Origin of the sequence: Exiguobacterium sp. s21 (assembly GCF_018617975.1) — a bacterium.
In the GTDB taxonomy this organism is placed as follows: Bacteria; Bacillota; Bacilli; order Exiguobacteriales; family Exiguobacteriaceae; genus Exiguobacterium; species Exiguobacterium mexicanum_A.
Genome location: NZ_JACSLF010000002.1, coordinates 186872 through 201624 on the forward strand (window position 1 = coordinate 186872; position 14753 = coordinate 201624).

Annotated in this window: 15 protein-coding genes; 10 read left to right on the forward strand and 5 right to left on the reverse strand. The window is 50.9% G+C overall.

Annotation, left to right across the window (positions count from 1 at the left end; translation table 11 throughout):
- Positions 1 to 56: 56 nt before the first annotated feature.
- Positions 57 to 1682 carry an alpha/beta hydrolase gene (locus KNP06_RS03450; RefSeq protein WP_214710637.1) on the reverse strand — a complete coding sequence of 542 codons (1626 nt, stop codon included), beginning with the start codon at positions 1680 to 1682 and terminating at the stop codon, positions 57 to 59.
- Position 1683: 1 nt separating this feature from the next.
- The gene (gene def, locus KNP06_RS03455; protein ID WP_214710541.1) at positions 1684 to 2223 is read right to left on the reverse strand and encodes a peptide deformylase; all 540 of its coding nucleotides are present in this window, start codon (positions 2221 to 2223) and stop codon (positions 1684 to 1686) included.
- 330 nt (positions 2224 to 2553) lie between these two features.
- Between def and pdhA the strand changes: the two genes are divergently transcribed.
- The 4 genes from pdhA (at position 2554) to lpdA (ending at position 7406) form a co-directional block, all read left to right on the forward strand.
- On the forward strand, positions 2554 to 3639 hold the full coding sequence (gene pdhA / locus KNP06_RS03460; RefSeq protein ID WP_214710542.1) for a pyruvate dehydrogenase (acetyl-transferring) E1 component subunit alpha: 1086 nt from the start codon (positions 2554 to 2556) through the stop codon (positions 3637 to 3639).
- A gap of 3 nt (positions 3640 to 3642) precedes the next feature.
- On the forward strand, positions 3643 to 4620 hold the full coding sequence (locus tag KNP06_RS03465; RefSeq protein WP_214710543.1) for an alpha-ketoacid dehydrogenase subunit beta: 978 nt from the start codon (positions 3643 to 3645) through the stop codon (positions 4618 to 4620).
- 76 nt (positions 4621 to 4696) lie between these two features.
- Positions 4697 to 5989, forward strand: a complete 1293-nt coding sequence (locus tag KNP06_RS03470) for a dihydrolipoamide acetyltransferase family protein (protein WP_214710544.1) — start codon at positions 4697 to 4699, stop codon at positions 5987 to 5989.
- A gap of 4 nt (positions 5990 to 5993) precedes the next feature.
- Complete coding sequence (gene lpdA / locus KNP06_RS03475; protein WP_214710545.1) at positions 5994 to 7406, forward strand: dihydrolipoyl dehydrogenase; 1413 nt, start codon at positions 5994 to 5996, stop codon at positions 7404 to 7406.
- 17 nt (positions 7407 to 7423) lie between these two features.
- On the opposite strand, the gene aac(6') is transcribed toward lpdA, so the two are convergent.
- Entirely contained in the window at positions 7424 to 7867 is a 444-nt protein-coding gene (aac(6'), locus tag KNP06_RS03480; protein WP_214787920.1) for an aminoglycoside 6'-N-acetyltransferase, read from the reverse strand.
- A 75-nt stretch (positions 7868 to 7942) separates the two neighbouring features.
- Here aac(6') and KNP06_RS03485 point away from each other — a divergent pair, with 75 nt between their 5' ends.
- On the forward strand, positions 7943 to 8266 hold the full coding sequence (locus tag KNP06_RS03485) for a DUF3055 domain-containing protein (RefSeq protein WP_052090094.1): 324 nt from the start codon (positions 7943 to 7945) through the stop codon (positions 8264 to 8266).
- A gap of 107 nt (positions 8267 to 8373) precedes the next feature.
- Here KNP06_RS03485 and KNP06_RS03490 read toward each other — a convergent pair whose 3' ends face one another.
- The gene (locus KNP06_RS03490) at positions 8374 to 9855 is read right to left on the reverse strand and encodes an aminotransferase class I/II-fold pyridoxal phosphate-dependent enzyme (RefSeq protein WP_214710547.1); all 1482 of its coding nucleotides are present in this window, start codon (positions 9853 to 9855) and stop codon (positions 8374 to 8376) included.
- Between the two features lie 172 nt (positions 9856 to 10027).
- On the opposite strand from KNP06_RS03490, the gene KNP06_RS03495 reads away from it, so the two are divergent.
- From KNP06_RS03495 to KNP06_RS03505, 3 genes are all read left to right on the forward strand, one after another.
- Positions 10028 to 10294 carry a UPF0223 family protein gene (locus tag KNP06_RS03495; RefSeq protein ID WP_034777021.1) on the forward strand — a complete coding sequence of 89 codons (267 nt, stop codon included), beginning with the start codon at positions 10028 to 10030 and terminating at the stop codon, positions 10292 to 10294.
- Between the two features lie 245 nt (positions 10295 to 10539).
- Positions 10540 to 10728, forward strand: a complete 189-nt coding sequence (locus tag KNP06_RS03500) for a hypothetical protein (RefSeq protein ID WP_015881266.1) — start codon at positions 10540 to 10542, stop codon at positions 10726 to 10728.
- Positions 10729 to 10807: 79 nt separating this feature from the next.
- Positions 10808 to 12061, forward strand: a complete 1254-nt coding sequence (locus KNP06_RS03505; protein WP_214710548.1) for an inositol monophosphatase family protein — start codon at positions 10808 to 10810, stop codon at positions 12059 to 12061.
- A gap of 61 nt (positions 12062 to 12122) precedes the next feature.
- Here KNP06_RS03505 and KNP06_RS03510 read toward each other — a convergent pair whose 3' ends face one another.
- Complete coding sequence (locus KNP06_RS03510) at positions 12123 to 12299, reverse strand: hypothetical protein (protein WP_034777025.1); 177 nt, start codon at positions 12297 to 12299, stop codon at positions 12123 to 12125.
- Between the two features lie 163 nt (positions 12300 to 12462).
- On the opposite strand from KNP06_RS03510, the gene typA reads away from it, so the two are divergent.
- Positions 12463 to 14307: a translational GTPase TypA gene (gene typA / locus KNP06_RS03515; RefSeq protein WP_214710549.1), complete on the forward strand. Its 1845-nt coding sequence runs from the start codon at positions 12463 to 12465 to the stop codon at positions 14305 to 14307.
- An 86-nt stretch (positions 14308 to 14393) separates the two neighbouring features.
- Positions 14394 to 14738 (forward strand): YlaH-like family protein, encoded by a 345-nt coding sequence (locus tag KNP06_RS03520; RefSeq protein ID WP_235045181.1) that lies wholly within the window; start codon positions 14394 to 14396, stop codon positions 14736 to 14738.
- Positions 14739 to 14753 lie beyond the last annotated feature (15 nt).

Sequence of the window (14753 nt, forward strand, 5' to 3'; positions counted from 1 at the left end):
CTACCATCGACATGACGACGAACAAAACCCGCTCTCACAAAGAGAGCGGGTTTTCATCATTTCGTTTCGACTGGATTGAATTCGTTCGTGAACTCGTACAGGAACCTGCCCGTGTCTCGCAGCACGTCTGTCTTCCGGTGGAGCGAGAAGTGATCGTATGGGACGGTTTCCGTCTCGATGTTGTTCGTGTATTCTTCGAGTAGGAGCGAGCTGGATGGCTCAATCAAGTTGAACTCGCCGCCGCGTCCCGAGAAGGAGAACACTTGGACAGAGCGTGGCCACGTCTCCAGTTTTTCTTGGAACGCCTGCAACCCGTCAGAACTCGGGGACAAATCCCGGATGGCAGGACTGCCGGTATTGATCCCGAAATTACTGGCGGACAGACCGAAGTTGGCAAGTCGTGTTCCGGCGAACGGACTATCATACGTCACGAACTTATCGACGATGTATTCGTCTTGATTCAAGATATAGTTCGCTGCCGCCACCCCGCCCATGCTGTGACCGATCAAATACATCCGGTCGAACGAACGGTTTCGTTCCTGTTTATAGCGTTCGATCGCCGCATTCAACCACTTCGTCTGGTTGTTGAGCGATGCCTCGGCATCCTCATATTCAATCCGGACAATCGGTCGGTTCGAGCTGTAGTCATTGATGACGCAATCGGCCGCGCCTTTCACCGTCACGGTACAGAGCGCCCCATCTTTGGCCAATCCGCGCTGTTCCATATACTGCGAGAAGCGGAGGAATGTGCGGTCGGTCCCGAGCAAGCCGTGAACGGCGAACGTCGGGATGAACTCGTCCGTCTGCGCCGCTTGGCGAATCGCCTCAGATTTCCGTTCCGTCGTCAACTCTTCTCGAATCGTCACGATAATCAACGCGAGGGTCAAGACGAGGATGAAGCCGCCGAAGATGCGAGAACGAATCGACGTCTTGTCCGGATTACCGACGTTTTGACGATATTTCCGCCAAACAAAGAAAGCGACTAGGCCAAGGACGACGATGATGACGCCTGTGATAATCCACGCCTTGACGTTCGGCACGTGGGCGACGAGCGTCATATTATTTTGACGGCCACCGTACACTTGCCACTCGACATGTTTCATCGACCGAACATCGAGTCCAGTACCGTCTTCGACGAACACCCCGGTCGGCACGGTCAGATTGAACCGGATATCGGCTTGACGAACGTAACGTTCGGCCAGTTGTTTCGGGGAGCCGCTTAAATTCAGACCTGGCAAATCGACGCGGTCGAGCCGCAGGTCGAGGTTCGTGTTCATGACGTATGAGTCAAACCAAATCCCATCTTCTTTGTCGACATCAAACTTCATATCAGGTGGGACGAGGATACCGGCCGGACCGGTCTTCCACTCCTCTTTAATGTTTTGGAGGTCATCGACGTTGTCGAACGTCTTCTTGAGCACCATGCCTTCATAGTCGTCTTGACTCGAGTAGTCACGTGTCGCATATCCGTTCTCATTCGCCTGTTGTTTCCATGTATCCCAATCGAGCCGCAAATTGAGCAGCTTCATGACCGGATGGTCGCGGAAAGCATACGTCGTCTCTAACGTGACCGATTGGTCGTAGTGGACGGTCGCATCATATTCGATTCGGACACATCCCCCGATTAAAAGAAACAGAAATGGGAATACTAACAACAGTGCCTTTTTCTTCAAGCTCGTCACCTCAAATCGGCTCACCGTAGGTCTCTAACGGGTTGGTCGTGTTGATGCGGTCGTAAAAGAGCACCCCATCTAAATGGTCGAGCTCATGTTGACAGACGATGGCGCGCATACCGCGGAGCCGCAATTTAATCGGGGCGCCGTCACGGTCGAACCCTTCAATCGTGATGCGTCGGTATCGGGGCACGTTGCCTTTGACGACACGGTCGACAGATAGACAGCCTTCACCGCCATTCAAGTACGTCTGTTCGACCGAGTGGCTCGTAATCTTCGGATTGAAGATGGATAGTTTGAACGTCTCTTCTTCTTCGTGGAGCAGGACCGTGAAAAAGCGGCGATTGACGCCGAGTTGTGGTGCGGCGATGCCGACACCGCCCCGAAGTTCATACTTCTCGCTCATCTCGGGATCCTGGCTATTGACGAGGAACGTCTCCATCTCGTCGAGTAGCGCGAGGTCTTCTGCCGTCGGTGGGACCGGCACTTCGATTGAGCGGGCGCGGAGCCGCTCGTCTCCTTCACGAATCACATCTTTCATCGTTAACATGCAAAACTTCCTTTCCCATTGCGATATGACCAATTATATCATATTTATTAGTCATTTCGCTTAGATGGTACAGAAGGTGAAATGAAAATGATACAGAGGCGAAATAAGGGAAAAGATGTGTTGATGTAAGCGTTTTTATAGAGTGAGCATATTTTTTGCGTTATTATAACAACCCGTTTTATACTGACTAGGAAACGGCAGGATAAGTGTAACTTTCCTGAATCACGTTAATACAGATTGCTTTTTTGGACAGATACACTTAAGATTTGAGGTAGTGTTTGATCACAAAAAAGACAATTGTCTCATAGTTGAAAGGATGAGGTGAAACGAATGAACAACGTTCAGGTACTTCAAAACGTGGAAGAAAACTTCCAAACGTTCCGTATTCTCGACGAGAAGGGCGAGGTCGTCAACCAAGACGCAATGCCAGATGTAACGGACGAGCAACTTCAGGAGCTTATGCGCCGCATGGTTTATACACGAATCTGGGACCAACGTGCCATCTCGCTCAACCGTCAAGGACGCCTAGGTTTCTACGCGCCAGTGGCTGGTCAAGAAGCAACGATGATCGGGACGCAATATGCGCTCGACAAACAAGACTGGATTCTTCCAGGCTACCGTGATATCCCGCAACTCGTATTCCACGGACTTCCGCTTTATCAAGCGTTCTTGTTCTCACGTGGTCACGTCGCAGGTAACCGTATTCCTGAAGACGTTAACGTCTTGATGCCACAAATCATCATCGGGGCACAAATCATCCAAACTGCGGGTGTGGCGATGGGCCTCAAACGCAACGGCAACACAAACGTCGCCATTACTTACACGGGTGACGGTGGTTCATCACAAGGTGACTTCTACGAAGGATTGAACTTCGCAGGTGCATTCAAATCACCAGCCATCTTCGTCGTTCAAAACAACCGCTTCGCTATCTCGACACCTGTTGAGAAGCAAACTGCAGCTAAAACGATCGCGCAAAAAGCTGTCGCAGCGGGAATCAACGGAATTCAAGTTGACGGAATGGACGTTCTTGCTGTCCTCGCCGCAACACAACAAGCGCGTAAAGACGCACTTGATGGAACTCCGACGCTCATCGAAGCACTCACATACCGTTACGGACCACATACGCTCGCTGGGGATGACCCAACACGTTACCGTACGAAAGAACTCGATACAGAGTACCAAGAGAAAGATCCGCTCGTACGTTTCCGCCTCTTCCTCGAAGGCAAGAAGCTTTGGAACGAAGACATGGAAAACGAAGTCATCGAGCAAGCGAAAGCAGACGTGAAAGAAGCGATCAGCCTCGCCGACAAAGAACCAAAACAAAAAGTTTCGGACTTCATCAACAACATGTTCGAAACACTTCCTTCAAACTTGAAAGAGCAGCTTGAAGAATATACAGCAAAGGAGTCGAAGTAAGTTATGGCTCAAATGACAATGATCCAAGCGATTACTGATGCGATGCGCGTAGAAATGAAGCGCGACGAGAAAGTACTTCTTTTCGGAGAAGACGTTGGTAAAAACGGTGGGGTTTTCCGTGCGACGGAAGGTCTCCAAGACGAGCTCGGCGAAGACCGTGTCTTCGACACGCCGCTTGCTGAGTCTGGTATCGGTGGTCTTGCAATCGGTCTTGGTCTCACAGGCTTCCGTCCAATCATGGAAGTTCAGTTCTTCGGATTCGTTTTCGAAGTCTTCGACTCGGTTGCTGCTCAAATGGCACGTATGCGTTACCGTTCAGGCGGCGCTTACAGCCAGCCAATCACAATCCGTTCACCATTCGGTGGCGGTGTTAAAACACCAGAACTTCACGCGGACAGCCTTGAAGGCTTGATGGCTCAGACACCTGGTCTTAAAGTCGTCATCCCGTCAACGCCTTACGATGCTAAAGGTCTTTTGATCGCATCGATCCGTGACAACGACCCAGTCGTATTCCTCGAGCACATGAAACTTTACCGTTCATTCCGTGGCGAAGTTCCTGAAGGCGACTACACGATCGAGCTTGGAAAAGCAGACGTGAAGCGCGAAGGAACTGACGTTTCGATCATCACTTACGGTGCAATGGTCCACACGTCACTCAAAGCGGCAGAAGAGCTTGAGAAAGAAGACATCAACGTCGAAGTCATCGACCTTATGACAGTTAGCCCGCTTGATATCGACACAATCGTAGAATCAGTCAAAAAGACTGGTCGCGCCATCGTCGTTCAAGAAGCACAACGTCAAGCAGGTATTGCGGCAAACGTCGTAACTGAAATTCAAGAACGCGCAATTCTTCACCTCGAGGCACCAGTGCTTCGTGTAACTGCACCAGACACGGTCTTCGCTTTCGCACAAGGGGAAGACGCATGGTTACCTGACCATAAAGATGTCGTTGCAAAAGTTAAGGAAGTTATCAACTTCTGATCGTGTTCAAGTAACGATGAGGGAGAATTGTCTCCCTCGTTGTGTTTACATGATGAATTGATGGGAGGAAAAACCAGTGGCAGTATTTGAATTTAAATTACCAGACATCGGTGAAGGAATTCACGAAGGTGAAATCGTCAAGTGGTTCGTAAAAGCAGGGGACACAGTAAAAGAAGATGACATTCTTCTTGAAGTTCAAAACGACAAAGCCGTCGTTGAAATCCCTGCTCCAGTTGATGGAACAGTTAAAGACGTTAAAGTCTCTGAAGGTACAGTTGCGGTCGTCGGTGACGTCCTCATCACGTTCGATATCGAAGGTGACGCGCCAGCAGGCGAAGAGGAAGCAGCTCCTGAACAGCCAAAAGCTGAAGAGAAGACGGAAGACGTGAAAGAAGACGTAAAAGAAGACGGCCCGCGTGAAGTACAACTTCACAAATCGGAGCGCGTCATCGCTATGCCTTCAATCCGCAAGTACGCTCGTGAAAAAGGCGTCGACATCCGTGAAGTCAAAGGTTCTGGCGACAACGGCCGCATCTTGAAAGAAGACATCGATGCATTCGTAAACGGTGAAGCACCAACAGCCGAAGCTACAACAGAGAAAACAGAATCTGTTGCTCCAGCAGCAGCTGCTAAAACGGAAATCAAGCCTTACGAGTCAGCGACGCCTGAACTCGAAACGCGTGAGAAAATCCGTGGAATCCGTAAAGCGATCTCGAAAGCAATGGTCAACTCGAAGCATACAGCTCCACACGTTACACTCATGGACGAAGTCGACGTCACGAAACTCGTCGCACTCCGTAAAGAGTTCAAACAAGTGGCTGCTGACCAAGGCGTGAAACTCACGTACTTGCCATTCGTCGTTAAAGCATTGACAGCTGCAGCGAAAGCTTACCCAGCCATCAACGCATCAATCGATGATGTCAACGAAGAGATCGTCTACAAAAACTACTACAACATCGGTATCGCTGCCGATACGGACAACGGTCTCGTTGTTCCTGTCGTCAAAGAAGCGGACCGTAAGTCAATCTACGCACTCGCTACAAACATCAATGAGCTTGCCGGTAAAGCACGTGAAGGCAAACTTGCTGGGGACGACATGAAAGGCGGATCGATCACAATCACGAACATCGGTTCTGCTGGCGGACAATGGTTCACACCTGTCATCAACCACCCAGAAGTTGCGATTCTCGGTATCGGCCGTATCGCTGAAAAAGCTGTCGTTAAAGACGGTGAGATCGTCGCGGCACCAGTCCTCGCCCTCTCATTCAGCTTTGACCACCGCCTCATCGACGGTGCGACTGCTCAAAACGCACTCAACATGGTGAAACGCTTGCTTCAAGATCCAGCACTTCTAATGATGGAGGGATAAGAACATGGTAGTAGGAGAATTCGCACAAGAAACTGATTTGCTTGTCATCGGCGCCGGTCCTGGTGGATACGTCGCAGCCATTCGTGGCGCACAACTTGGCCTCAAAGTCACAATCGTCGAAAAAGGTAACTTTGGTGGCGTTTGCTTGAACGTCGGTTGCATCCCATCAAAAGCGTTGATCACGGCTGGTCACAACTTCCAGCACGCAAAAGGTCACTCGTCAATGGGTATCACGTCTGACAACGTATCAGTCGACTTCACAAAAGTCCAAGACTGGAAACAGTCGGTCGTCAACAAATTGACTGGCGGCGTCAAAGGCCTTTTGAAAGGTAACAAGATTGACATCGTTCAAGGTGAGGCTTTCTTCGCATCTGAAGACACAGTTCGTGTTATCACAGAAGACAGCTCGACTCCTTACAAGTTCAAAAAAGCGATCATCGCGACTGGTTCGACACCAATCGAGATCCCATCGTTCAAATGGTCAAAACGCGTCCTTTCTTCAACTGGCGCATTGGCTCTTCCTGAAGTACCGAAGAAACTTGTCGTCATCGGCGGCGGTTACATCGGTATGGAGCTTGGCACAGCGTACGCGAACTTCGATACAGAAGTCGTTGTCGTTGAAGGCGCAAGCGACATCTTGTCTGGCTTCGAGCCGCAAATGACGCAAATCGTCAAGAAGAAACTCAAACAAAAAGGTAACGTCACGATTCACACGAACGCTCTTGCAAAAGGCGTCGAGGAAACAGAAGACGGCGTAACAGTTAAGTTTGAAGTGAACGGTGAAGAGCAGTCTGTTGAAGCGGACTACGTCCTCGTCACAGTCGGCCGTCGTCCAAACACTGGCGACATCGGTCTCGAAAACGCGGAAGTTAAAGTCAGCGACCGCGGCATCATCGAAATCGACGACCAGTGCAAGACGTCGAACGAAAACATCTACGCAATCGGCGACATCGTACCAGGACCACCGCTCGCGCACAAAGCTTCTTACGAAGCGAAAATTGCGGCGGAGGCAGCTGCCGGTAAGCCAGCATACCTCGACTACTCAGCAATCCCAGCGGTCGTCTTCACTGACCCTGAACTTGCAACAGTCGGTTACACAGAGCCACTCGCAAAAGAAGAAGGACTTGAGATCACTGTATCGAAATTCCCATTCGCAGCGAACGGCCGTGCCCTCGCTCTCGACGAGCCAGACGGCTTCATGAAGCTCATCACGCGTAAAGAGGACGGTCTCTTAATCGGTGCTCAAATCGCGGGTACAGGCGCTTCAGATATGATTGCCGAGCTTGGTCTCGCCATCGAAGCAGGCATGACTGCAGAAGATATCGCGCTTACAATCCACGCTCACCCATCACTCGGTGAGATGGCAATGGAAGCGGCAGAAATCGCAATGGGTATGCCAATCCACGTCGTTAAATAAGTCAAAAGCTCTCTCGCTTACTCGCGAGAGAGCTTTTTCACGTAATGAACGGTCCGTTCGACTTCTCGAAAGCCGATCCGTTCATGGAATTGTTGGCTGCCGACGTTTTCGATTTCCGTATCCGAAGCGAGCTCGTCGCATCCGTTCGACCGGGCGAACGCGGAGGGCGCTTCGACGAGGCGTGTCGCCACGTCCTGCTGCCGCGCGGCTTCGACGACGTAAATCCCTTCTATAAACGCGGTCGGGGAGGTGGAGGTGCCAGGGACATAGTCATGACGGAAGCTGAGCTGACAAAATCCGACCGGTTCATCCGTTTCCGCGATAAAATAGTGCATCTTGCCGGAGCGGATCCCGAGCCGGACCTCAGGGGTCAGTTCAGCAACGGGGGCGTCTGGCCATAGTTGTCGCATGAGAGCTACCAGGACAAGGCAATCTTGTTCATTCGCTTTTCGAATCTTCATCAGTCGTCCTCCTTATGTTTCGTACGTTCAGTATAAAGGAAAATAAAGAATGAAGTGAGAAAGGAGGGAATGATGATGGCGTTCGATGAAGAATTGTTATACACCGTCTCTGAGACGAGCCGCGTCCGATTCACGGGCATCGAGACAGAGACGTCACGTTATGATTTCGGTTTTGTGTACACACATCAATTTATGGGGAAAGTGCTCGTCGTCTGCATGCAGACCGGACAGTCTGCCCTTCTTGACGTCCATGCGCTCGAAGAACCGAGACAGCTCTATCCGATGCTCGGCATCGCCTTGCGAGACACCGGACACGTCGCCGAGTTTTTACGCCTTTGTCTAACTGAAAATGAGACTGAATCCAACCAAACTGAAAATTCACCCCTTGAAAAAATGTAAGCGTTTTCTTATAATGGAACGTAGGGGAAGCAATTCGATCATCATAAGCCACCTTTTCTTCTGATTACACAAAGCGAGCCGGTCCATTGGACCGGCTCGCTTTCGTCTTAGCGGATAGCTTTTGTTTGTTGGATGACTTTAATCATTTGGAGCGACTCGTCTTCTAGACCTTGGACCGGTAGACCGGCCTCGATGTTGGCCATAATATATTCGAGCGTCGATGTCGTGATGAGCTCTCCCGGAATAATGATTGGGATTCCTGGTGGATATACCATGATGAACTCGGCTGAGATGCGTCCGACGGCGTTCTCGAGTGGAATCGTCTCCGTTTCCTCGTAGAAGGCGTCACGCGGGCTGAGCGCGAGTGGCGGAATCTCAGGGAGCATGATTGACAATGAATCGTTTCCAGACTGGTCGTAGACCGATACGACGTCACGCATCCCGTCAATCAACGCTTGAATCGTCGACTCGTCGTCGGCGCTCGTCACGATGAACAAGACGTTCAACAGATCTGACATCTCGACTTCGATGCGGTGCGTCTCGCGCAAGTACTTCTCGACTTCAAAGCCGGTGATCCCGAGCTCGCGGACCGAGACGAGGATTTTCGTCTCGTCGAGCGCGTACGTCGACTCTGAATGAAGTTCGGCGTGACCGTAGACCGACAAGTGCGGCATGTTGTCGATGGCCGTACGAGCCGTACGTGCGAGCGTGAGGGCACGTTCGTTCATCGACTCTCCTTTCGTCGCCAATTGGCGACGGGCCGCATCGAGCGACGCGAGGAGAAGATAAGACGTCGATGTCGTCGTGATCATCGAGAGCATCGCGTGAATCCGTTCTGGTGAGACGAGTCCGCGGCGGACGTTCAAAATGGAACTCCCGGTCATCGAGCCGCCGAGTTTGTGCACACTCGTTGCCGCGACGTCCGCGCCGGCCTGCATCGCCGAGAGCGGGAGTTCGTCGTGGAACGGCAAGTGGACACCGTGTGCCTCATCGACGAGGACAGGTACGTCTTGGGCATGGGCGACGGAGACGATCCGTTCTAAATCACCAGCGATCCCGAAGTAAGTCGGGTTGATGACGAGGACGGCTTTCGTGTCAGGGTGCATCTCGAGGGCGCGTTCGACGGCACTTGCCGTGATTCCGTGGGCGATTCCGTATGTCTCATCATATTCAGGGTGAATGAAGACAGGGTGGGCCCCGGTCAAGACGAGCGCGGACATAACAGATTTATGGACGTTGCGCGGCACAATGATCTTCTCGTTCGGTCCGACGACGCCCATGATCATTGCCATGATGGCACTTGATGTCCCTTGAACTGAGAAGAACGTCTCGTCGGCATGGAACGCTTCGGCTGCGAGGCGCTCGGCCTCGGCAATCGCCGCTTTCGGATGATGAAGGTCATCGAGCGGGGCGATGTTGATCAGGTCGATCTTCAAAGCGTTCTCGCCGATGAAGTCGCGGAACTCAGGGTCCATTCCTTTCCCGCCTTTATGGCCTGGGATGTGGAATGCGATCGGATTCGTGTCCACGTGCGTGAGCAACGTGTCAAAGAGCGGTGTCTCGAGCTGTGTAGCACCTTTAAGTTTCAATAGTAAGTCCTCCTTGATAGCAGTGTGTATATGGGTTGTCGGTTTAGGTTCAATCTCATGTCATTTTAGACGTTTCGTTTTAAAAAACAATGCAACAAAAAAACTATAGTGATTTCTATCCCAACTTGCAATAGTTTTTTTTGTTGATACAATGGTTGTCGAGGTGAAGAATATGCAAATCAACTATCCGATTAATCCGGACTGGACGACTGATGAGCTCATAGAAGTCGTCGAGTTCTATAATCAAGTCGCCCTTGCCAATGAAGGCGGTGTCGACCGCGAAACGTTTTTGGATGCGTATCGGTCGTTCAAACAAATCGTGACATCGAAATCAGAAGAAAAACAACTGAGCGCCGTGCACGACGAACAGACCGGATACTCTACCTATCGTACGGTCCAAGCGGCCCTAAAATCAAATGCAAAGATTATAAAATTGTAACTGCTGGAAAGCATGGGAGAACAGAACAGTTTTCTCATGCTTTTTTGTTATTTGTCTTTTAAATAGGGTACATATTATTAACAGTTATTTCAGGTTTAGCGTCAGTTGAAATGGGAATATACTCACTAAGATAAAAAATTCAAAATAGTCAGACAATTATCTTTCCTTTTTGAATCTCATCTGATATACTCAATTCAACTCACTAAACCGTAACTTGTAGCCCAACTAAAGGAGTGTGGCATCTCATGAAACAAGTGATCGAGGCATTCAAAAGAAAAGACGCAGAAAAACGGATTCCGGTGCTGCGCTTAGAGATTGATTATGAATTGGCAACTCTCTTCGATGCGATGGCGTCACAAGACGATGCCACTGTCCAGGCTAGCAAGCATCGGTTAGAGAAATATCGCCAAGAACTTTTGCGTCTCGAAGCCTGACCCACAACCACTCATTCAACCAGTATTCCATGCGGATACTGGTTTTTGTTTGGTACAATACATAGTAGAGGTGATAAACATGTTGGAATGGTTCGCTATTGACTTGATTAAACAAGCAGGGGAATATATTCGGCAAAAAATCGATGAGAGCTATCGCATCGAACGAAAGACAGGTAAAGGGGATTTGGTCACAGAAATCGATCGAGCCGTCGAACAGTTGATTGTCGACCGTATCCGTGAAACGTACCCCGAGCATCACATTATCGGGGAAGAAGGGATCTCGACAGGGCCGGACGACTTGTCCGGAACGGTCTGGTTTGTCGATCCGATCGATGGGACGTTGAACTTCATCCATCAGAAGCGCATGTTCGCCATCTCAGTGGCCGTCATGATCGATGGGGTCGTCGAATACGGCTTCGTCTATGATGTGATGGCGGATGAGCTGTTCGTGGCGCGTCGCGGCGTTGGGACGACGCTGAACGGTCGTAAGCTTCCGGCCATCCAAGAACATCATGTCCGTGACGCCTTCCTGAGTATGAACGCGACTTGGGTCACGCCGAATCAGCAAATCGCTCCGGAAGTACTCGCTCCAATCGTGCGCGACTCGGTCGGCACGCGGGCCCATGGCGCCGCGTCGCTCGAACTCGCGTGGCTCGCCGCGGGTCGGGTCGATGGGTACATCACGATGCGGAATATGCCGTGGGATTATGCGGCTGGAAAACTGCTCGTCGAGGAAGTCGGAGGCAGAGTCGTCTCAATTTACGGGGAGCCGGTCCGTTATGACGGGAAGACGTCGGTCCTTGCCGGTAGCGAGACGTTCGTCAAAGATGTCGTCAAACACTATGTCATCGCCAAAGGGGCGGCGCCGGAAGTGAGACCTGATCTTCAGATTGAGATCAACGGCTCCTACGACCGTGTCCGGGACTTGCTCGTCTTGGCCAATCCGAACGAGGCGATGGTGCGTGAACAGTATGAAGCGGGGGAGACATATGAAGCGACGCTCGGCGGAGAACGCGTCGGAGCGTACATGTTGGTGCGGCGCAGTGAAACGCTGCTCGAGCTCGTCAATATCGCCGTCAAGCCGGAGCGGCAAAACCAGACGATCGGACAACGGCTGCTCCAAGACGCAATTCGTCGGGCCGAGCAAAGCGGTGCGAAGCAGATGCTCGTCTGTACGGGCAACTCGAGCATCGTCCAGTTGCGATTTTATCAACAAGCTGGCTTCCGCTTCGACTCGGTCGAGCGCGACTACTTCCCGAATCATGGTTATCCGCCAATCGAAGAGGACGGGCTCGCCTTGCGTGACCGCATCTGTCTGACACGCGACTTATAAGCGTGTCAGACAGAAGAACAAGCTCATAAACAAGGCCCGGGCGCTTCGCCCGGGCCTTCTGTTATGGACGTCGGTCAGAGAGGACGCGACGGCGTAAGTTGATACCGAAGAACGTGGCGATGCCGCTCAAGGCGAGACTGCCGATGATGATGGCGGCACTTCCTTCGGCCACCCCAATTCCGATGCCGACGAAACCGGCGACGACCGCGGTCGCGATTAAAACGAACATGAGTTGCATGGAGATTCCCCCTTTTTTCTCTAGTCTTCTTTATTGTAGTCAAAAATGATGCGTTTGGAAACGTTAACAGTTGATAACACTCGACAAAGGTGGTAGGACGTGTGCTATACTCTTAAAGTTGAATAAAAGATGAAACTTTTTTAAATAAGAGAGGACTAACTACATGAATGTAAGAACTAACCTTCGGAACGTAGCCATCATCGCCCACGTTGACCACGGTAAAACAACGCTTGTCGATGAATTATTGAAACAGTCTGGTACTTTCCGGACAAACGAAATGGTCGCAGAACGCGCCATGGACTCGAACGACATCGAACGTGAGCGCGGAATCACGATTCTCGCGAAAAACACGGCAATCGATTATAAAGATACACGCATCAACATCGTTGATACACCAGGTCACGCCGACTTCGGTGGTGAAGTTGAGCGGATCATGCGTATGGTTGACGGCGTTATCCTCGTCGTCGATGCACGTGAAGGCTGCATGCCACAAACGCGTTTCGTATTGAAGAAAGCACTCGACCAAGGTCTCCGTCCAATCGTTGTCGTTAACAAAATCGACAAGCCGATGGTACGCCCACTCGACGTTGTCGATGAAGTTGTCGATTTGTTGATCGACCTTGGAGCAGATGAAGATCAACTTGAATTCCCTGTCGTCTATACGTCTGCTGTCAGCGGTTCAAGTTCGTTCGATCCTGATCCAGAGAAGCAAGAAGATACAATCACATACGTGCTCGACACGATTCTTGAGAACACACCGGCACCAATCGATAACTCGGATGAGCCGCTTCAGTTCCAAGTCACGATGCTCGACTATGACAACTACCTTGGCCGGATCGGTGTCGGTCGCGTCTTCCGTGGGAAAATCAAAGTTGGCGAGTCAGTCTCACTTTGCAAAACAGACGGATCAATCAAACAATTGCGCGTCACTAAATTGTTCGGTTACTTCGGCCTCAAACGTGTTGAAATCGAAGAAGCCAAAGCTGGTGACTTGATCGCCATCGCCGGGATGGAAGATATCAACGTCGGTGAGACGGTCACGCCAGTCGGTAAAGAAGAGCCACTTCCGCTCCTTCGCATCGATGAGCCAACACTTCAAATGCGTTTCATGACGAACAACTCTCCATTCGCAGGGCGCGAAGGCGATTTCGTGACGGCACGTAAAATCGAAGAGCGTTTGATGAAACAACTTGAGACGGACGTTTCACTCCGTGTCGAGAACACAGATTCTCCTGACCAATGGATCGTATCAGGACGTGGTGAGCTTCACCTCGGGATCTTGATCGAGAACATGCGTCGTGAGGGCTACGAACTTCAAGTTTCGAAACCACAAGTTATCATCCGTGAAGACGAAGATGGTACGAAGATCGAACCGTTCGAGCGCGTTATCGTTGACGTCCCAGAAGAGTACACGGGTTCAGTCATGGAATCAATCGGTCTCCGTAAAGGTGAACTTGCCAACATGAACACGAACGACAACGGTCAAACACGTATGGAATTCATCGTTCCTTCACGTGGCCTCATCGGATATCGTAACGAGTTCTTGTCAGCGACACGCGGATACGGAATCTTGAACCACACGTTCGAAGAGTACCGTCCGTTCATCTCTGCTGACATCGGCGGCCGCCGCAGCGGTGTAATGGTTTGTATCGAACCTGGTAAGTCGACGGCTTACTCGATCGGTGCCCTTGAAGACCGTGGAACGATCTTCATCGAGCCAGGTACAGATGTATACGAGGGCATGATCATCGGTGAATGTAACCGTGACGTCGACCTCGCCATCAACGCCGTCAAAGGGAAACAGTTGACGAACATGCGTGCTTCATCAAAAGACTCGACACAAGTCTTGAAACGTCCACGCGTCTTCTCACTCGAAGAATCGCTCACGTTCTTGAACGATGACGAGTACTGTGAAATCACGCCGGAGTCGATCCGTCTCCGTAAAAAAGTCTTGAACAAGAACGAGCGCGAGAAAGCTGACAAGCGTCGTAAACTTGGTAAAGAATAAGTCGGAAAAAAGGGAGCGCCTAGGCGTTCCCTTTTGTTTTGGATAGTGTAGAATGGTTGTGTAGGAAATAAAGGGGGATTATCAGCTTGAAAGCTTCTCAAACGATGGACATCACACAAATCGATGTGCCGTGGATTGCCTCGCTACTTGGCGTCGGCAGTGACGCGAACGACTTCTCGGTCGGGTTCAACGCGTTAATCATCACGGTCATCTTATTGACAATACTCGTGTTTAAATTAGGTTTTGCGAAACAATTGACGTGGTGGAAGTCACTCGTCGTCTATATGTTGCTCGCACTCGGTGCAGGCACGATGGCGCTCGTCTTCTTCACATGGCCGATTCCAGAAGTTCTCCTTGTCATGGCTGTCGTCTTGGCAATCTACCGGGGTCGCCTCTGGTGGAACCGTCGACAAGGCATCGAATCACATTAAAAAATGGACGTAACG